At 54.3% G+C, this 18,301-nt stretch carries 26 protein-coding genes; 21 read left to right on the forward strand and 5 right to left on the reverse strand.

All coding sequences use genetic code 11. The annotated features are described in order from the left end of the window. Nucleotides 1–43 precede the first annotated feature (43 nt). Complete coding sequence (locus tag AC790_RS00400; protein WP_049850577.1) at nt 44–1,108, forward strand: PIN domain-containing protein; 1,065 nt, start codon at nt 44–46, stop codon at nt 1,106–1,108. A 43-nt stretch (nt 1,109–1,151) separates the two neighbouring features. Here AC790_RS00400 and AC790_RS00405 read toward each other — a convergent pair whose 3' ends face one another. Further along, complete coding sequence (locus AC790_RS00405; protein ID WP_049850578.1) at nt 1,152–2,186, reverse strand: phage portal protein; 1,035 nt, start codon at nt 2,184–2,186, stop codon at nt 1,152–1,154. Next, nucleotides 2,187–3,953, reverse strand: coding sequence for a terminase ATPase subunit family protein (locus AC790_RS00410; protein WP_049850579.1), 1,767 nt, complete (start codon nt 3,951–3,953; stop codon nt 2,187–2,189). Nucleotides 3,954–4,095: 142 nt separating this feature from the next. Between AC790_RS00410 and AC790_RS00415 the strand changes: the two genes are divergently transcribed. The 11 genes from AC790_RS00415 (at nt 4,096) to AC790_RS00460 (ending at nt 9,525) form a co-directional block, all read left to right on the forward strand. Next, nucleotides 4,096–4,926, forward strand: a complete 831-nt coding sequence (locus AC790_RS00415) for a GPO family capsid scaffolding protein (protein ID WP_049850580.1) — start codon at nt 4,096–4,098, stop codon at nt 4,924–4,926. A gap of 16 nt (nt 4,927–4,942) precedes the next feature. Continuing rightward, the gene (locus AC790_RS00420; protein WP_049850581.1) at nt 4,943–5,992 is read left to right on the forward strand and encodes a phage major capsid protein, P2 family; all 1,050 of its coding nucleotides are present in this window, start codon (nt 4,943–4,945) and stop codon (nt 5,990–5,992) included. A gap of 3 nt (nt 5,993–5,995) precedes the next feature. Beyond that, nucleotides 5,996–6,646: a terminase endonuclease subunit gene (locus AC790_RS00425; RefSeq protein WP_049850582.1), complete on the forward strand. Its 651-nt coding sequence runs from the start codon at nt 5,996–5,998 to the stop codon at nt 6,644–6,646. A 99-nt stretch (nt 6,647–6,745) separates the two neighbouring features. Beyond that, nucleotides 6,746–7,210: a head completion/stabilization protein gene (locus AC790_RS00430; RefSeq protein WP_049850583.1), complete on the forward strand. Its 465-nt coding sequence runs from the start codon at nt 6,746–6,748 to the stop codon at nt 7,208–7,210. After that, entirely contained in the window at nt 7,210–7,413 is a 204-nt protein-coding gene (locus AC790_RS00435) for a tail protein X (protein ID WP_049850584.1), read from the forward strand. The genes AC790_RS00430 and AC790_RS00435 overlap by 1 nt, the downstream gene beginning before the upstream one ends. 3 nt (nt 7,414–7,416) lie before the next feature. Beyond that, a complete protein-coding gene (locus tag AC790_RS00440; protein ID WP_039390631.1) occupies nt 7,417–7,629 on the forward strand; it encodes an HP1 family phage holin in 213 nt (70 codons plus the stop codon). Then, nucleotides 7,610–8,125, forward strand: a complete 516-nt coding sequence (locus AC790_RS00445; RefSeq protein WP_049850585.1) for a lysozyme — start codon at nt 7,610–7,612, stop codon at nt 8,123–8,125. Before AC790_RS00440 ends, AC790_RS00445 begins: the two co-directional genes overlap by 20 nt. Beyond that, nucleotides 8,122–8,550 carry an Rz-like lysis system protein LysB gene (lysB, locus tag AC790_RS00450; protein ID WP_049850586.1) on the forward strand — a complete coding sequence of 143 codons (429 nt, stop codon included), beginning with the start codon at nt 8,122–8,124 and terminating at the stop codon, nt 8,548–8,550. The genes AC790_RS00445 and lysB overlap by 4 nt, the downstream gene beginning before the upstream one ends. Then, nucleotides 8,441–8,683, forward strand: coding sequence for an Rz1-like lysis system protein LysC (gene lysC, locus AC790_RS24945; protein ID WP_235440717.1), 243 nt, complete (start codon nt 8,441–8,443; stop codon nt 8,681–8,683). Before lysB ends, lysC begins: the two co-directional genes overlap by 110 nt. Further along, nucleotides 8,646–9,086, forward strand: a complete 441-nt coding sequence (locus AC790_RS00455) for a phage tail protein (protein WP_049850587.1) — start codon at nt 8,646–8,648, stop codon at nt 9,084–9,086. The genes lysC and AC790_RS00455 overlap by 38 nt, the downstream gene beginning before the upstream one ends. Next, entirely contained in the window at nt 9,079–9,525 is a 447-nt protein-coding gene (locus AC790_RS00460; RefSeq protein ID WP_049850719.1) for a phage virion morphogenesis protein, read from the forward strand. The genes AC790_RS00455 and AC790_RS00460 overlap by 8 nt, the downstream gene beginning before the upstream one ends. Here the strand turns inward: AC790_RS00460 and AC790_RS00465 are convergent, their stop codons facing one another. Continuing rightward, nucleotides 9,526–10,488, reverse strand: coding sequence for a hypothetical protein (locus AC790_RS00465; RefSeq protein ID WP_049850588.1), 963 nt, complete (start codon nt 10,486–10,488; stop codon nt 9,526–9,528). It lies immediately after the preceding gene. An 86-nt stretch (nt 10,489–10,574) separates the two neighbouring features. Between AC790_RS00465 and AC790_RS00470 the strand changes: the two genes are divergently transcribed. From AC790_RS00470 to AC790_RS00495, 6 genes are read left to right on the forward strand one after another with little or no spacing between them, the layout of a single operon-like run. Then, on the forward strand, nt 10,575–11,153 hold the full coding sequence (locus AC790_RS00470; RefSeq protein WP_049850589.1) for a phage baseplate assembly protein V: 579 nt from the start codon (nt 10,575–10,577) through the stop codon (nt 11,151–11,153). Further along, nucleotides 11,153–11,506 (forward strand): GPW/gp25 family protein, encoded by a 354-nt coding sequence (locus AC790_RS00475; protein ID WP_049850590.1) that lies wholly within the window; start codon nt 11,153–11,155, stop codon nt 11,504–11,506. Before AC790_RS00470 ends, AC790_RS00475 begins: the two co-directional genes overlap by 1 nt. Continuing rightward, entirely contained in the window at nt 11,493–12,407 is a 915-nt protein-coding gene (locus AC790_RS00480) for a baseplate J/gp47 family protein (RefSeq protein ID WP_049850591.1), read from the forward strand. The genes AC790_RS00475 and AC790_RS00480 overlap by 14 nt, the downstream gene beginning before the upstream one ends. Next, complete coding sequence (locus tag AC790_RS00485) at nt 12,404–13,012, forward strand: phage tail protein I (protein ID WP_049850592.1); 609 nt, start codon at nt 12,404–12,406, stop codon at nt 13,010–13,012. Before AC790_RS00480 ends, AC790_RS00485 begins: the two co-directional genes overlap by 4 nt. Then, nucleotides 13,009–14,400 carry a phage tail protein gene (locus AC790_RS00490; RefSeq protein ID WP_235440711.1) on the forward strand — a complete coding sequence of 464 codons (1,392 nt, stop codon included), beginning with the start codon at nt 13,009–13,011 and terminating at the stop codon, nt 14,398–14,400. The genes AC790_RS00485 and AC790_RS00490 overlap by 4 nt, the downstream gene beginning before the upstream one ends. Further along, on the forward strand, nt 14,401–14,634 hold the full coding sequence (locus AC790_RS00495; RefSeq protein WP_049850593.1) for a tail fiber assembly protein: 234 nt from the start codon (nt 14,401–14,403) through the stop codon (nt 14,632–14,634). Here AC790_RS00495 and AC790_RS00500 read toward each other — a convergent pair. After that, the gene (locus tag AC790_RS00500) at nt 14,606–15,034 is read right to left on the reverse strand and encodes a tail assembly chaperone (protein ID WP_049850594.1); all 429 of its coding nucleotides are present in this window, start codon (nt 15,032–15,034) and stop codon (nt 14,606–14,608) included. The two genes, AC790_RS00495 and AC790_RS00500, sit on opposite strands and share 29 nt — an antisense overlap. After that, nucleotides 15,034–15,384: a hypothetical protein gene (locus AC790_RS00505; RefSeq protein ID WP_152929104.1), complete on the reverse strand. Its 351-nt coding sequence runs from the start codon at nt 15,382–15,384 to the stop codon at nt 15,034–15,036. The genes AC790_RS00500 and AC790_RS00505 overlap by 1 nt, the downstream gene beginning before the upstream one ends. Before the next feature lie 275 nt (nt 15,385–15,659). On the opposite strand from AC790_RS00505, the gene AC790_RS00510 reads away from it, so the two are divergent. The 3 genes from AC790_RS00510 to AC790_RS00520 all read left to right on the forward strand — a co-directional run bounded on the left by AC790_RS00510 (nt 15,660) and on the right by AC790_RS00520 (nt 18,285). Next, complete coding sequence (locus AC790_RS00510; protein WP_049850596.1) at nt 15,660–16,781, forward strand: DUF262 domain-containing protein; 1,122 nt, start codon at nt 15,660–15,662, stop codon at nt 16,779–16,781. Further along, nucleotides 16,765–17,433: an MAE_28990/MAE_18760 family HEPN-like nuclease gene (locus AC790_RS00515; protein ID WP_049850597.1), complete on the forward strand. Its 669-nt coding sequence runs from the start codon at nt 16,765–16,767 to the stop codon at nt 17,431–17,433. The genes AC790_RS00510 and AC790_RS00515 overlap by 17 nt, the downstream gene beginning before the upstream one ends. 237 nt (nt 17,434–17,670) lie before the next feature. Continuing rightward, nucleotides 17,671–18,285: a recombinase family protein gene (locus AC790_RS00520; RefSeq protein WP_049850598.1), complete on the forward strand. Its 615-nt coding sequence runs from the start codon at nt 17,671–17,673 to the stop codon at nt 18,283–18,285. Nucleotides 18,286–18,301: the final 16 nt, after the last annotated feature.

Consider the following 18,301-nt stretch of genomic DNA (forward strand, 5'->3'; position numbering starts at 1 on the left):
CTCTATAACTAGAGGGTCTTAATTTTCTTTATTAAGGATATATATGCTGCAAACCAGAAATGTTTTTATTGATACGCAGTGTTATGTAAAGGCAGGATTACATTTTGAAGGCGTAGCTTTTGAAGCTTTTAAAGAGCTTTGCGAAAAAGGGGAGTTGGCTTTAGTTATAACTTCCATCGTTGAGAGAGAAGTGAAAAACAAAATTGATGATTCAATTAAAGAAGCTCTGCAAGCAGTTAATGTTGTTCAGCGAAAGGCTAGAATACTAAAAAGTATTGATGGGAACCCTATTGAAGGTTTTTTTCAACCAATTGACGCTACTAGTGTTCATGAGTCGGCTAAAAAAGCTTTTAGTGATTTCCTTGATGATAGTAATGCAAAGATAGCACAATTAGAAGGCATAAATATCGATGGTATTTTTAATGATTACTTCGATGGAAATGCCCCATTTGGTGATGGGAAGAAAAAAAATGAGTTTCCTGATGCTTTTTCTCTAGCCGCAGTAAGGAATTATGTACAGGGTGACGGTGTTTACGTAATATCTGAAGATGATGATCTAAAAAGATTTTGTGCATCAAATCCAAATTGCCATCAGGTTGATACCCTTGACAAGCTTCTAGATATTTATAATGCACATGAAAACTCACTATCTAAAGCTATAACTAGTTATATATTGGATAATAAAGAATCATTGAATCAAGAGATTGAAGAGATATTCAACCGGTCAGAGGCATACAATGCATCGACATGGGATGATTCAGAGTTAGAGTCTTTTTCAGTCCTAAGTATCAGTGATCTCGATCCTTCAGTAATATCAATTGATGGCAATAGCTGTATAGTCACTATAGATGTGGCTGTTCAATTTGAAGTGACTGTCACTGGCCCTGACTTTACTAATGGTTACTATGACAGTGAAGATAAAGTTGTAATCCCAATGGATTCAACCAAAAATGTTGATATTGAAGAAAAAGAGTTTCTCATCGAAATAGAAATGGATTTTGATATCAATGGTGATGAGATAACCAATGTTCAGCATAGAATAAATATTGATAAGCTGTTTAGGGGTATCGAGTTTTCGGTAGAAGAAAATAGTTACGATTATTATTAAAAGCTTTGTCTCCCGGCGTCCTAAATGACGTCGGGAGACGGATTTATCCATTTATATTATATTCCTCAAATTTAATTATCTCGTCACCTAACCAATCATTAATCTCTTTAAAACGCTTTTGAAGGGGGAGTAACTCGTTTGTCACAAATACTCTGCTAGCCTTCTCAACATCCCCAAACCCCCCAACATTATTCGGCATAATCCCCATCATCTGCGGCGGGACGCGGTGCGCGGCCATCATGTCGTCACGGCTTACGTTTTTGATGTTAAGAAACTCATCTTTAGCCGCCACCTCTGACAGCGGGATGATCTGAATCCCATCTTTCTTCCCGTTCGGCGAGTACATAAACAGATTGCGGAAGTTGCCCGGTCCCTTGGCGCTTTTCATTGCATGGCGGATGTTGTTCACGTCTTCCTGATTCTGCGCGGCGTCGGTCATGTACATGATGAAACCGGCATGGCTGCCGTTCAGGTAGTATTTGCGGCGGAACAGCGTTGCCGACTCGTTTAGCAGGGTGGACGGGATCGCCGAAAGGTATTCTGGCAGGCCGTAAACCTCCTGATTTAAATCCGGCTCCATCAGGTGAAATACGCTGCCTTTGGTGAACTCATAAGGCTGCGTGTTCATGCCGTACTGCACGAACCAGTAGGTGTCTAAATCGGTGCCGCGCCGGGTGAATTTAGCCAGTGCCGGCTCAAGCGCCAGCACGCCGCCGAGCCTGTTGGTGCGCTTCTCCAGATAGGCGTTGCCGAAAACCAGATAGTCCTGCACGAAGCGGCTGAACGCCTGCTGACTAAGCAGCGGGTGAGGGATGAAGGTGCTGGTGAGGATGTTGCGCTTCACGTTGATCGGCGAACTGTGGTGCACGGCGGCGCGGAACGTGCGCGCAAGCCCGTCAAAGCTCACCGGTGGTTCATACCACTTATCCATTACCACGCACTCCACGTAATCCAGCAGCTCGCGGCGGTCCAGCACCGGCACCGGGTCGCCAAAGGTGAACGCTTCTGCCGCCGGGCCGCCGGTCATCTGTTCCTGCTGCACGGGCTGCGTACGCGTGCGGTTCCTGCGTTTTCTCATTTAAAAAATCTCCATAATGTTGCCGGTGTGGGCGGCTTCGCCCTGTAGCGGTTCGTTTGCCAGCGCGTGCATGGTCGCCCACGCCAGATCGGCGTGGCTTGCTTCTTCACTGCGGCTGGCTTCGTAGGTCGGGCGGTTTCCGCTGGCCGTGGTGGCGCGGCGGATTGCCATGAATGACTGGGCGATGTCGAGGTGTCCGGCGTCGAACTCCAGGCGCCCGCTGCTGATGATGTCGAACGCCTTCAGCACTAGGGCGTTTTTCACGTTCGGGTTATAAACAAACTCCTTCACCGCCGGATAAAACATCTTCACGTTCTCGTACACGCCGAGGCCGACGCCGGTGGAGTCGATGCCGATATAGGTCACGTTGTACTGCTGCGTCAGCTTTTTGATGGACTCGGCCTGCGCGCGGAAGTCCATGCCGCGCCACTGGTGGCGTTCCAGAATGCGGAACTTACCGCCCGGAACGGCAGGCGGGGCGATCACTACGCACCCGGCGCTGTCGCCGTTCTGCGTCCCTTTCGCCGGGTCGTAACCGATCCACACTTCGCGCCAACCGAACGGCCGCAGCGCCAGCGCTTCGAAGTCGCTCCAGATTTCCCAGCTGTCCACCATGCATTTCTGCAGCAGCTGCAGCGGGAACACGGACGCCAGATCGTCCACGAATTCGCACATCAGCAGGTTCTGGTATTCCGGCGGGCTGTATTCAAGGCGCAGCTGATCGAGGTCAAACAGGTTACAGCCACCGCGCACGGCGTCCTCAACGGTGACAATCTGGCGGAACTGGCCGTCATCGCAGAAGCGGCCCGGCGACAGATTCATGTGCGACAGGTCGATGTCCACGCGGTCCGCCTTCGCGCGGCCTCGGTTGAACAGGCCGCCGGACCAGAACGGATAGGCGCTATGCGTCAGGCTGGACGGGGTGGAGAAATAGGTTTGCCGCCACTTCTTGTGCAGCGCCATGCCGGACGCCACCTTGCGCAGCTCCTGAAATTTCGGGATCCAGAAGTATTCATCCAGGTACAAATTGCCGTGGTAGCTCTGCGCGGTGCGAGCGTTGGTGCCGAGGAAGTACAGGCACGCACCGTTGCTGAGCGTCATCGGGTCGCCTTTCAGCTCTACATCCACCTCTTTAGCGAACTCGATGATGTACTGCTTGAAGACGTGCGCCTGTGCCTTACTCGCTGACAGGAAAATCTGGTTGCGTCCGGTGGTCAGCGCATCCAGCAGCGCCTCACGCGCAAAGTAGTAGGTGGCACCAATTTGGCGCGACTTCAGCACGTTGCGGATGCGGTGCTTGTTGCCCGCATCCCACCACTGGCGCTGGTAGCCGAACATGGAGCCGTGGAAAATCTCCTGTAATTTCTCCACCTGCTCGTCGGTAAACACGTTCTTTTCCGGCGGCTTGCGCGGCCCGCTGTTGCGGTTCGCCACGTTCGGATTGAGATCCGCCTCGTTGCCGCCGTTGCTGAACTTGCCGATGCGGGCATGGCGCTCGGACTGACGCGCCAGCAGGTCAATCTCCTTGAAGTCTCTCCCTTCTTTTGTCTCCTTCATGATCAGCTGGCAGTAGCGCGCGGCGGTGGTCAGCTGCATCTGGTCAAGCGGGCCATAATCACCCCACTTGTCGCGCTTCTTCCAGCTGTGAACGGTTGCGGGTTTCTCTCCCAGCATTTCAGCAATGCGGGCGATACGGTATCCCTGAAAGTACAGCAGCATGGCCTGCCTGCGGGGATCGAGGTCTTCGGGGGCGAGTGTCGTTGTCATGGCCCCAAAATACGGCCCCGTTGATCCCTTTTCTGCCGCCTGCCGTTGTGTGGCTGCCCGCACAACGTGCCCGCGTTGTTTCGCCCCCCTCTGAACCGCAAACATAAGGCTTCTAAGCGATTTACCCAACGGAGCCTGACCTATGGCAGTTAAAGCAAAGCGTTTTCGTATCGGGGTGGAAGGTGCCACCACGGACGGACGCGAAATTTCCCGCGAATGGCTGGAGCAGATGGCCGCCGCCTACAACCCGGCGGTTTACACCGCGACCATCAATCTGGAACACATCAAATCGTACTCGCCGGACAGCACCTTTAACCGTTACGGCACGGTAAGCGCGCTGGGAACTGAAGAGATCACCGACGGCCCGCTGGCCGGAAAGCTGGCGCTGTATGCCGACATCCTGCCGACAGATTCCCTTGTGGCGCTGGTGAAGCAGGGCCAGAAGCTTTTCACCTCCATGGAAGTCAGCACCAAGTTTGCCGACACCGGCAAAGCCTATCTGGTTGGCCTGGCTGCCACCGACGACCCGGCAAGCCTCGGCACCGAAATGCTGGCCTTCAGCGCGAAAGCCGAGCTGAACCCGCTGGCGAACCGCAAGCAGCACCCGGAAAACCTGTTCACCGCTGCCACCGAAACCGTGATCGAGCTGGAAGAGGTGGAGGACAAGCCCGCACTGTTTGCCCGCATCACCGCTCTGTTTGGCAAAAAGCAGCTATCCGACGATGCCCGCTTTTCTGACGTGCATCAGGCGGTGGAGTTGGTTGCTACCGAGCAGCAGGAATTCAGCACCCGCACCGACAAGGTGTTGGGCGAGCAGGCGGATCGCCTGAGCCAGCTTGAATCCCTGCTTGAAACGCAGGTGAACGATTTCACCGAACTGAAGCAGCAGCTGGGCCGCGAAGACAGCCGCGCCGATTACCGCCAGCGCGCACCGGGTGGCAACGCGCCAGCCGCGAACATGACCAACTGCTAAAGGAGCAGCATATCCAATGAAAAAGAATACCCGCTTTGCCTTCAACGCCTACCTGATGCAACTGGCAAAACTCAACGGCGTGCCGGTTGAAGAGTTGTCCAGCAAGTTCAACGTTGAGCCATCAGTGGCGCAGACGCTGGAAGACACCATTCAGCAGTCGGCGGCCTTCCTGACGCTGGTCAACGTGATCGGTGTACCGGAACAATCCGGTCAACTGCTGGGCCTTGGCGTCGGCAGCACCATTGCCGGCACCACCGACACCACAGCCAAAGACCGTGAGCCAACCGATCCGACGGTGATGACGGATACTGAGTACCGTTGCGAGCAGACCAACTTTGATACGGCGTTGACCTACGCGAAGCTGGACCTGTGGGCGAAATTTCAGGACTTCCAGACGCGCATCCGTGACGCCATCGTGAAGCGTCAGGCGCTGGACCGCATCATGATCGGCTTTAACGGCACAGAGCGCGCCAAAACCTCCAATCGTACCGCCAACCCGCTGCTGCAGGACGTGAATAAGGGCTGGCTGCAGAAGGTGCGCGAAGATGCGCCGGACAACGTGCTGGGCAGCGTGACCAAAGACGGCGAAACCACCGCCGAGCCGGTGAAGGTGGGCAAGGGTGGCGTTTATGCCAACCTCGATGCGCTGGTAATGGACGCGGTCAACGAGTTGATTGACCCGATTTTCCAGGACGACGACGAACTGGTGGTGATCTGTGGGCGTGAGCTGCTGGCGGATAAGTATTTCCCGCTGGTCAATAACGAGCAGGACAACACCAACAAGCTGGCCGCCGATCTCATCATCAGCCAGAAACGCATGGGCGGCCTGCAGGCGGTGCGCGCGCCGTACTTCCCGGCCAACGCCGTGCTGATCACCCGCCTGGATAACCTGTCTATTTACTGGCAGGAAGAGTCTCGCCGCCGCTCACTCATCGACAACCCGAAACGTGACCGCATCGAAAACTTTGAATCGGTCAACGAGGCGTATGTGGTTGAGGACTACCGCTGCGCTGCGCTGGTTGAAAACATCACTATCGGTGATTTCACCGCTGGCGCGGGAGCGTAAGTCATGAGCCTGAGTCCCGCACGGCAGCACCGCCAGCGCGTCCAGGCTGAACAGGCCGCCCGTCAGGGCGGCAGTGTTCGCCACGCCAGCGGCTACGAGCTGATGCTGATGCAGCTCGGCGAGGACCGCCGCCGCCTCAAGGGCATTCAGTCCACCGTGAAGAAGGCCGAAATCAAGGTGGAAGTCCTGCCGAAATACGTGCAGTGGGTGAACGGCGTGCTGGCTGCCGACGGCGCGCAGCAGGACGACGTGCTGATGTACGTGATGCTGTGGCGCGTCGATGCAGGTGACTATGCCGGGGCGCTCACCATTGGCCGCCACGCTATCCGCCACGGCTGGTCGATGCCGCAGGGCTTTAGCCGCAACGTGCAGACGCTGCTGGCCGAGGAGATGGCCGACGCTGCCAAAAACGCCATCGTGGCTAAAACCGACTTTGACCCCGACCTGCTGATGCAGACGCTCGACGTGATCGGCGAACTGGATATGCCCGATCAGTCGCGCGCGCGCCTGCACAAGTCGCTCGGCTGGGTACTGCGCGAGAGCCAGCCCGTTGCCGCGCTGAACCATCTGCAGCAGGCCATGCAGCTCGACGAGCGCTGCGGGGTGAAAAAAGACATTGAGCAGCTGGAGCGGAAAATCCGCAACGCCAGCTGATAACCGGACGTGCCCACGCGCGGGGCGGCACGGGGTGGCGACAGGCAGCGCCGCATCAAAACCCCGTCCACCGCCCACCTATTCAGGAGAAACAAGGCCATGCAGTTTGTAGCGCCGGAAAAGGCGACGGGAACGCCGGAAATTATCCCCAACAACTCATTCTGGCCGGACATCGATCTGGCGACGTTTCGCAGCGTCATGCGCGTTGACGGCACCGTGACGCCGCAGCGTCTTAAGCAGGTGGTGCTTACCGCGATGGCGGAAGTTAACGCGGAGCTGTACCCGTGGCGCGAACAGCAGGAGCTGCGCGGCTTTAACGGTCTGGCCGACGTACCGGCTGAGCAGCTGGCCGGGCGCAGCGTGCGCCTGCACCACTATGAAAATGCGGTGTGGTGCTGGGCGCGCGCGGTGCTGAACGAGCGCTATCAGGACTTTGACGCCACCGCCGCCGCAGCGAAGCGCGGGGAAGAACTGGAAGACGCCACCGGCGACCTGTGGCGCGACGCGCGCTGGGCCGTCAGCCGCGTGCAGAACGCGCCGCACTGCACCGTCGAGCTTATCTGATGAAGGTGCGCGCGCAGCAGGGCGACACGGTAGACGAAATCTGCTGGCGTCACTACGGGCGCACGCAGGGCATGACGGAGCAGGTATTGCAGGCGAATCCGGGGCTGGCGGAGCACGGCCCCTTTTTACCGCACGGGCTGGAGGTGGAGCTGCCGGACGTGACGACGGCGGCCACCGTGCAGGCCGTCCAGCTTTGGGACTGAATCATGTGGGAAAGAATCCGCGCCGGGATCGTCTGGTTTATTGCTGTCGGTATGGCATGGCTGGGCGACCTGTCGCTAAAGGATGTTTCAACCGTGGCCGGGGTGTTAATCGGCCTGCTGATGGCGATCATCAGCTGGTACTACAAGCGCAAAACCTATCAGCTGCTGGCCGCCGGGCGCATTACGCGGGAGGAGTATGAATCTGCAAACCGTTAAGCGCTGCACCGTTGGCGCGGTGCTGGCCATTGCGGCGACGCTGCCGGGTTTCCCGCAGCTGCACACCTCCGTCGAGGGGCTGAAGCTTATCGCCGATTATGAGGGCTGCCGCCTGAAGCCGTACCTGTGCGACGCGGGCAAGTGGACCGACGGCATTGGTAACACCGTCGGCGTGGTGCCGGGCCGGACCATCACCGAGCGGCAGGCGGCGGGAAACTTCATCACCAACGTGTTACGCGTTGAGGCGGCACTGGCGCGCTGCGCTGCGGTTTCGATGCCGCAGCCGGTATACGACGCGCTGGTGTCGCTGGCGTTTAACGTCGGCACCGGCAACGCCTGCGGCTCAACCATGGTGGCGCTTATTAAACAGGAACGCTGGCGCGATGCGTGCTATCAGCTGCCGCGCTGGGTGTACGTGAAGGGCGTATTCAATCAGGGGCTGGATAACCGGCGCCAGCGCGAACTGGCGTGGTGCTTCAGGGGAGTGAAAGCATGATGCGCACGCTGGCGGCGGTGGTGCTTGTTCTGTTTGCCGCGCTTGGCGTGCAGTCGTGGCGACTCAGCACCGCCCACAACAAAATCGACGCGCAGGTGAAGGATTTAGCCGCGCAGGGTAAAAAGCTGTCGCAGAAAAACGGCCAGCTGCTTGCCCTCAACATCCTAACGCAGACCAGCAGCCGGGCGCAGACGCAGCTTTACGCCACCGCCGAGCAGAACGGCACGCTGCTGCGTGACCGGCAGCGCACCATTGAGGAACTTAAACGTGAAAATGACGAGCTTCGCCGCTGGGCTGATGCCGATTTGCCTGATCCTGTTATCCGGCTGCGCCAGCGTCCGGCCCTCACCGGAGGTCAGTCTTACCGTGAGTGGCTGTCCGCGAATCACCCCGTGCCGCATGGACGAAGCCGCACCGCGCCGTAACGGCGACCTGCTGGCGCAGCTGGACGACACCGAAGCCGCCTGGGCGGCCTGCGCCGATAAGGTAGACACCATCATCAGCTGTCAGGATAAAGACGATGAACAAGCCGCAGTCCTTGCGAAACGCCCTGAATAAAGCCGTGCCCTACGTGGCCGACAACCCGGACCGCCTGCACCTGTTCGTTGATAACGGCGCGGTGGTTGCCACCTCCGCCGCGTCGATTTCGTGGGAGTACCGCTACACCCTGAACGTGGTGGTGACGGACTTCACCGGCGACCAGAATCTGCTGATGGCACCCGTTTTATTCTGGCTCGGCGTCAACCAGCCGGACGCCCTGCAGAATGCCACCGAGCGTGAGCGGCTTTTCACCTTTGAAGCGGACATTCTCGGCAATGACCGCTGCGACATCAGCATGAACCTGAAGCTGACGGAGCGAGTGATCGCGAAGGAAGTGGACGGCGTGATGTCGGTTGAGGCAGTGCCGGAGCCGGAAGCGCCGGATGATGCTGACGAAGGCTGGACGGTGCGCCGTGGCTGAGTTGCATGAGGTCGAGGAGTGGTTGGGTGCGCTGCTGTCGCAGCTTGAACCGGCAATGCGCACAAAGATGCTGCGTGAAGTCGCGCGGGACGTGCGACGCATTCAGCAGAATAACATCACCATGCAGCGCAGCCCGGACGGCATGGCATGGGAACCGCGCCGCGTCACCGCCCGAACCAAACCGGGCCGCATTCGCCGCAAGATGTTTGCGAAGCTGAAAACGACGAAGTACCTCAAAGCGCAAGCAAACGCAAATATGGCAGAAATTGCGTTTGTGCCTGGCGTGCAGAAGCTGGTCCGCGTGCATCACTATGGACTGCGGGATCGGGTTAACCGGCGCGGCATGGAGGTCAAATATGCCGAGCGCCCGTTGCTGGGCATCAATGATGAGGTGGAAAGTAAGGTGCGGGAAGCATTGCTTCGCTGGCTTTCAGAATAACTAAGGGTGATGCTTTGTTTTCTCCCAGACTGCGCGTTCTCTCTGTAAGATTGGTACACAAATTTCCTTAGCTGACCATTCTGGTCGAATTGAAGTATGGAATATTGTTCGAAATGTATATTGGAAGCGATATTCAAAAAGCTCTTTCCCATACTGAGCTTCGAGAAGAATATGAATTGCAGCAACAGCATTAATTAATGCCTCAAACGTAGCTAGGTGTTTTGTTCCACCACGGTTATGCTTTACCTTATTGTATGCGTTATACCAGCTTAAAGATTTTGAATAGTTAGGTGCACTCCATTCTTTAAAGGGGCTGAATGAGCCTAACGAGGGAAAGGAGGGAAGTTCAACAACATACTCATTTAGTTTTTGAATGGGTAAGCACCAAATATAATCTTTTGTTGTATAATTGTCTTTACTATCGTTCAACGGTTTTTTACCATTTTCAATAACCGTTCGTTGTAATAAATATTCGACTTCAGTGCATGCAACTATCAGTTGCTCTCTTAATCTATTGCCATAAGCGTTGAAGTTTCCCTGCTCAGGCTCAATTGTTCTGAAAATTTCAACTAATGACTCCGCAATATTATCATAGGCTCGAATTTCATCTGCCCTTTCATTAGTATTAATTTGGTGATCGCTTAGGCCGGGTTCGTTGCGATTAATTCTTGGGAAGTAACTCCCTGCATCTATAACTTTAGATGTTTTTATTATTTTCTGTGCGCCAACATCAAAATGCTCCCGAATTTTTAATGACATAGCTTCATGTATCATTTCCTGAGTAATAATAAAAGACTCGGGGTCTCCTGAGAGAATTCTTTCAAACTCAAGGCCCGTTTTCCAAGAACCTCCACCAATGTAGTTCGCCGAATAATTATAGGGGAAAAATCTGCAACTCCCGTCTTCATCTTGAAAATACCCAATCAAGCCACCTGTTGTTTCATAGATATAGCTTTCAATCATGTGTGTTATCCATATCAACTTTTGTGCCATTGACCTTACAAGCTCAAAGTAGTGAGGTAAATATTTGTAGGTGCCATTGTGTGCTGATGAACGAAAAACTCACCGAAATCATGCGCCTTATCACCAACCTGATACGCACTGGCACCGTGTCCGATGTGGATCCGGCCAACTGGCTGTGCCGGGTGAAAACGGGCGAACTTGAAACCAACTGGATTAACTGGCTCACCTGCCGCGCCGGTAATACCCGTACGTGGTGGCAACCTTCCATTGGCGAACAGGTTGTGCTGCTGAGTCTCGGCGGCAATCTTGAAACCGCGTTTGCGCTGCCGGCCATTTATTCCGACGCCTTCCCGCCGCCCGATTATTCAGAGAACGGCAGCACCACCGTGTTCAACGACGGCGGCTGGTTCCAGTACGAGCCGGACACCGGCCAGCTGCTGATTAAAAACATCAAAAGCGTGCGCATTGAGGCCGCCGACGGCATACAGCTGATCACCGACCAGCTGGGCGTTGATGCCAGTCGGACGCTGATTAACAGCGAAATAGTGATGAACGGCGAGGTGACGCAGGGCGGCGGCGATATGAGTTCTAACGGCGTGGTAGTCGATAAGCATAAACACGGCGGCGTGAAGTCCGGCGGTGACACATCCGGAGGTCCGCATTGATGTATCTCGGCATGAACCGCGACACCGGCGCAGCCATCACCGACACCGAGCACATCCGCCAGAGCGTGCGCGACATCCTGATCACGCCGGAAGGCAGCCGCATCGGACGGCGTGAATACGGCTCGCTGCTGTCGGTGCTGATTGACCAGCCGCAGAACGACGTGGTGCGCCTTCAGGTGATGGCGGCGGTATATACGGCGCTGAGCCGCTGGGAGCCGCGTATCCGCCTCAGCTCTTTGAATATTACCAGCGCCTTTGATGGCTCCATGGTGGTTGAGCTGACCGGCCAGCGCGCCGACGGCTCACCGCTCGCAATGTCAGTGCCTACGGGGGTGAACAGTGGCAGTAATTGACCTTTCGCAGCTGCCCGCACCGGAAGTTATTGAGGTGCCGGATTTTGAAACGCTGCTTGCCGAGCGCAAGGAAGCGCTGATTGCACTCTATCCGGCGGACGAGCAGGCCGCCATGCGCCGCGTGCTGGCGCTGGAGTCCGATCCTGTCGTGAAGTGCCTGCAGGAAAATGTGTACCGCGAAATCCTGCTGCGCCAGCGCGTCAATGAAGCGGCGCAGGCGGTTATGGTGGCTTACGCGCTCGGCAGCGACCTCGACCAGCTGGCCGCGCGCAGCAACGTGCAGCGCCTGACAGTCACCCCGGCCAACCCGGACGCCGTGCCGCCGGTGGATGCGGTGATGGAATCCGACGACGCGCTGCGCGTGCGCGTGCCGGAGGCGTTTGAGGGGCTATCGGTTGCCGGTCCGACGGCGGCCTACGAGTTTCACGCCCGCAGCGCGGACGGACGGGTGCAGGATGTTTCCGCCATCAGCCCTTCACCGGCCACGGTGCTCATCACCGTGCTGAGCCGCGAGGGCAACGGCGCGGCCCCCGATGATTTACTGAGTACAGTGGACAAAGCGCTGAATGACGACAGCGTGCGCCCGGTGGCGGACCGCGTGACCGTGCAGGGTGCAACCATCAATGACTATCGCGTGCAGGCCAGGCTGCACCTGTTTGACGGCGTGGCCGCCGCGCCCTGTCTGGAGGCGGCAAACGCGCGGCTGGCCGCCTACCTCACCGAGCAGAAAAAGCTGGGCCGCAGCGTACGCCGCGAGTCGTACGGGGCGGTGCTGCGCGTGGCCGGTGTGGACTGGGTGGACATCACCGAACCGGCAGAGGACATCATCATGGACCGCACGCAGGCGGGCAACTGCACCGGGACGGACATCAGCGTGGCGGATGACGGGGTGATGGCATGAGTACCAGCCTATTACCGCCCGGTTCATCCGCGCTTGAGCGACGTCTGGTGCAGGCGTGCGCCGGAATCTCCGGCCTGAACGTGCCGCTGCGCGACCTGTGGAACCCGGACAGCTGCCCGGTAAGTTTCCTTCCCTATCTCGCCTGGGCGTTTTCGGTGGACCGCTGGGACGAAAGCTGGGCGGAAAGCGTGAAGCGTAAGGTGGTGATGGACGCGTTTTACATCCATCAGCACAAAGGCACCATCAGCGCGATCCGGCGCGTGGTGGAGCCGTTCGGCTTCCTGATCCGCGTGATTGAGTGGTGGAAGAACGGGGAAGCGCCCGGCACGTTTCGGCTGGACATCGGCGTGCAGGACGAGGGCATTACGGAGGAAACCTATCAGGAGCTGGAGCGGCTTATCAGCGATGCCAAGCCGTGCAGCCGTCATCTGATCGGTATGTCCATCAACCTGCAAACCAGCGGCCCGTATTTTGTCGGCGCAGGCACCTACATCGGCGAAGAAATCACGGTTTATCCCTACATCAACGAAACCATTATTTCCGGCGGCACCGCGTACGAAGGCGGGGCGCTGCAGATTATTGACACAGTGAGAGTGAACCCATGAGCGCAAAATTTTATACCCTGCTGACGGACATCGGCGCGGCAAAGCTTGCCAGCGCTGCCGCCCTCGGCGTGCCGCTGAAAATTACGCAGATGGCCGTTGGCGACGGCGGCGGCGTGCTGCCAACCCCGAGCGCACAGCAGACGAAGCTGATTGCGGAAAAGCGCCGCGCTGACCTGAATATGCTGTATATCGACCCGCAGAACAGCAGCCAGATTATCGCCGAGCAGGTTATCCCGGAAACCGAGGGCGGGTGGTGGATCCGCGAGGTGGGCCTGTTCGACGACACGGGCGCGCTGATTGCCGTGGGCAACTGCCCGGAGAGCTACAAGCCGCAGCTGGCCGAGGGCAGCGGGCGCACGCAGACCGTGCGCATGGTGCTGATTACCAGCAGCACCGACACTATCACGCTGAAAATCGACCCGGCGGTGGTGCTGGCGACACGTAAATACGTTGATGACAAAGTGCTGGAGCTGAAGGTGTACGTGGACGACCTGATGGCGAAGCACCTCGTCGCAGCCGACCCGCATACGCAGTACGCGCCAAAGGAAAGTCCGACGCTCACCGGCACGCCGAAAACGCCAACGGCGGCAGCGGGCAATAACTCGCAGCAGATTGCCAGCACCGCTTTTGTGGTGGCGGCGCTTCAGGTGCTGACCTCCGGCGCGCCGGGTACGCTGGACACGTTCAAAGAGCTGGCGGCGGCCATCAATAACGATCCGAACTTTGCCACCACCATCGCTAGTGCGCTGGCGCTGAAGGCACCGCTTGCAAGCCCCGCGCTGACCGGCACTCCAACCGCGCCGACGGCGGCGCAGTCGGTGAATAACACGCAGCTGGCGACCACGGCGTTTGTGAAATCAGCCATTTCTGCGCTGGTAGCGTCCTCACCGGCGGCGCTGGACACGCTGAACGAGCTGGCGGCGGCGCTCGGCAACGATCCGAACTTTGCCACCACCATGACCACCGCGCTGGCCGGAAAGATGGACATCAGCAAGAACGGTAGCGATATCGCGAACGTTCCGGCGTTTCTCGCAAACCTTGGTTTGGGCGAAGCGGCAAAGCGCTCAGTTGGTACAGGTGCCAATCAGATTCCGGATATGAGCAGCTTTCCTGCTCAGCGTGGCGGCGCATGGTACAGGCAGCACCCATCAGGGATGATTGAGCAAGGGGGATCATTCAGCGTTTCCGGCGCTTCTGGCGCTCAAAAAGTCACGGTGAATTTTCCTATTCCATTTCCTTCGGTGTGCGTAGGTATCTGGTTTACCTATCAGACTGAAGACCCAAGCTCTCGTTTTGTGGGTGTGTTTACTAAATCTGCAAGTTCATTCGTGGCATCAATCGTATGCAGCACAGCTAACACGATTTATTACAGGGCAGAGGGGTATTAAATGCACATGCTATGGTCAGCTAAAAACAATGTTTTCATTCCTGCTCAGATGCGTCAGCAGTATGAAGCCGCAGGATGGGATTTATCAGATTGCACAGAGGCCAGCAATGAGCTGGCTGCCGAATTTATGGGGCTGGCACCTTTAGGGAAAATGAGGATCGCAGGTGGGAATGGAATGCCTCAGTGGGGAGACATTCCGGTTAACCCTACTGAGCAGGAGCATCAGGCCAGCTGATAACTTCCGGTGATGTAACATCAAGAGCCTGGACTGCATCAATATAATCCAGCCAGTCGTTGAGACTTGCCTTATCTGCGTCACTGATGCGCCCAAGCAGTAACTTAGTTTGCCAGATGCTGATGGTGTCCTGCGCCATTTCCAGCAGGCTGGTTTTGCACTGCTCAGCCTGCTCTGACAACTGCGCGGGCGATGGCGGCGGAGTATCTGCCCATGCGGGTAAGCCATCAGGCCCGGCGCGCATAATTTTGTCTTGCGGTGCCTCCCCCATAAATTCCAGCGCGGTGGACGGCTCCAGCTCCACGGCGTCACCCGGCCATGTCCCCGCCAGCTCATAATCATGCTTTAGCGCGACGGCGCAAATCATATTCAGCGACGCGCTGTAAACGTAGTCTTTCATCAGTGGCCCACTCCCCATACGGTGACGGTTGACGTCGATTTGGAATAGCTGCTCGCTGCGGCAAACGTGGCGCGATCAATGGAGGCTGACGACGTGAAAGGCGTGCCATTGGTTGCGTAAATGAGCGAGTTGGTTAACGCCTGGATGGTTGACAGGCACGCCGTCGGAAACGCCACGGGCCATGATGTATTGACCACCTGCATGGTGCCGTCTGTCGACATCGGGACGCTCACCGATTTCCACTGCAGAATGATATTGCGGGTGACGCCGCCAATCAGCACAGGAATGGACAGCCAGCCCGCACCGTTGGTGATGGCGGATGCGGCGGGCATTTTCGCGGCTTCGCCCAAACCAAGGTTTATGACACTGATAGTAATGTCTCAGCGTTATTAGTCCGCTGTGTGCCAGAAGCGGACGTTTGTGCTTGAGACTATTCAAAAGCTACACTGGAAAGGCGCTATAGCGATTTGGGATGTGATCGACAATAACAGCCATATCATGTATCGTTAAATTCATGACAAAAGCTTTAAATACCATATTAAATGTTAAATTTCGGCATGCCACATGATAATAAAGCTTGATGTAAATTTAAAAGATTCTCGTTATTCTAAACAGGATATAATTTATGAGTGAATTAATAAAACAAATTGACACTAGAAGAAAGGAGATATTTACAGACTCCTATCCTATGTCTATTGGTGAGCTTGTTAATCTATATAAAGACGGAGAAATTGATATAAACCCGTCCTTCCAAAGGTTTTTTAGATGGAGTCACCAGCAAAAAGTAAGCTTAATTGAGTCTGTTTTGTTAGGAATACCCATACCGTCTATATTCGTTGCGCAAAGGGATGATGGCGTTTGGGATCTCGTTGATGGCTTGCAAAGAATATCAACCATATTAGCCCTTATGGGTGAATTAAAAGATGACAAAGGTGAGTTACAACCATCTTTAGTTTTAAAAGGAACCAAATACCTCCCGGGTTTAGATGGTAAGGTTTGGAACGGAGATGAAAATAACGAGATTGAAAAATCCATTAAGATGGCATTTAAGAGGGAAAAAATAGAAATAAAAATAATAAAAAAGGAAAGCGATGTAAATACTAAATTTGAACTGTTTCAAAGGCTGAATACTGGTGGTAGTGAACTATCTGAACAGGAGGTTCGAAACTGTCTTCTTATCATGCTCGATAAAAATGCATATGATCGTTTAGATGAACTATCAAAATACCAAACATTTAAAGATTCAATATCCATTACGGAAAGGCTATATGATGAAAGATACGATATGGAATTGGTTCTAAGGCTATTTGTTTTAGGTAACTCCAATGCACAAGAACTTCGCGGCATTGAAGAAGTATCTGAATACTTAACAAATAAGGTGACTGATCTTACCAGTGATAAATTTGATTGGGACAATGAATCTCAGTTGTTTAAAAAAACCTTTGATTTTATATATGAAGTTTTGGAAGATAATTCATTTAAAAAGTTTGATTTTCAAAGGGATGCTTTCCGAGGTGGATTCCACCTATCAGCTTATGAGGTTTTAGCTACTGGAGTTTACAAAAGCTTGAAAACTGGTCGAATGAGTGACAATGATGTTAAAAACACTTTGCACCAATCTTCAAGAGATATTTTTGCAGATGATGTATTCATCAAGCACAGTGGTTCAGGTGCTAAAGCAAACTATAGATGGCCGCGTTTTCAAGAATTAATTGATAAGGTGTTTCTAAATGGAAATAAACCTTAAAGATAAACTGCAGTCATTCATTGAGAGTGACAAGGCATGGCGAAAAAAAGAAATGACTTTACTCAAGTCGTTCGTTTTCTCTTCATCGGGAATGAACGAACATACTCATATAAGAGCTGGTGTTGCGCTTTTATACTCTCATTGGGAAGGGCATATAAAAGCCGCATCTTTACACTACATTGAGTATCTCAACTGCCTTCAGCTTAAGTTAAGCCAACTTTCAGATAATAATGTAACTTCATATATTTATGATAAATTAATTTCTCTTAATGGCTCAAAAGTCATAAGCTCTTATTCAGGGCTGTCAAATGCCATTTGTAATAATCTGGATAATGAGATTTTTAATATCACGGCATTAAGAGTAATTAAAACTGAAAGTAACCTTAAAATGAGGCGACTTGAGGATATTTTGCATGTTATTGGGTTGGATAATTCGGTTTTCATGGCGAACAAAGTACATATTGATGAGGTTTTACTGAATTATAGAAATAAAATTTCTCATGGGGAACGAACTGAAGGATGGCAAACCAGTACTCTAAGTAAATCTTCATATAATGATCTGCATGATAAGGTAATTGAGTTAATAGACCATTTTGATGAGCTGCTTATTCAGCATGTTTTGGATGAGAAATACCTTAAAGTATCTTCCTGATGATTTTAATGTTAATAATTTTTTTGTCAGACAAGACCCTCAGTAAAAGAGGGTCTTCTTGACATTATTATATGTATTTCTGTTATTTTTAATATTAAACATGACGACATAAAAATCTTCATGTCCGCTTCTCGCTCAAAGCGGACATATTCAAATAACAATGTTTGAGAGAAAGATATTCCTGGCACTTATTAACGGTCTGCTGGCACACTTCGCGGCTTTTAACGGAATGAATCCATGCTGATTGGCTATATCCGGGTATCAACAAATGAGCAGAATACGGATTTACAGCGCAACGCACTCAAGAGCGCAAATTGCGACCTGATTCTCGAGGATAAAATAAGCGGAAAATCCCGCGACAGGCCGGGACTTAAAAAGGCGCTGCGCACGCTGGGGCAGGGAGACACGCTCGTTGTGTGGAAGCTCGATCGGCTGGGGCGCAGCATGCAGCATCTGGTTATGCTTACCGAGGAGCTGCGCGAGCGGGGCGTTAACTTTCGCAGCCTGACGGACAGCATTGATACCAGCACGCCCATGGGGCGATTCTTTTTCCACGTGATGGGCGCGCTTGCCGAAATGGAACGTGAGCTAATCGTGGAGCGAACACGCGCCGGTCTGGCGGCCGCCCGCGAGAAAGGTCGCATTGGTGGCAGGCGGCGGTTAATGACGCCGGAAATCACGGAGCGCGCCCGGCGAATGCTGGCGCAGGGGGCGACGCTTCTCCAGGTGTCACTGGTGATCGGCGTATCGGTTAAAACGCTTTACCGCTATATCCCCGCATCAGAGCAGCGGGCGCTGCGCTCGTCGGTTGTGTCATCACCCACACAACAGCAAATCAGTGCCCCGAAGTAACATAGCGCCGACCATA

This window comes from Pantoea sp. RIT-PI-b, assembly GCF_001187905.1.
GTDB classification, from domain to species: domain Bacteria; phylum Pseudomonadota; class Gammaproteobacteria; order Enterobacterales; family Enterobacteriaceae; genus Pantoea; species Pantoea nemavictus.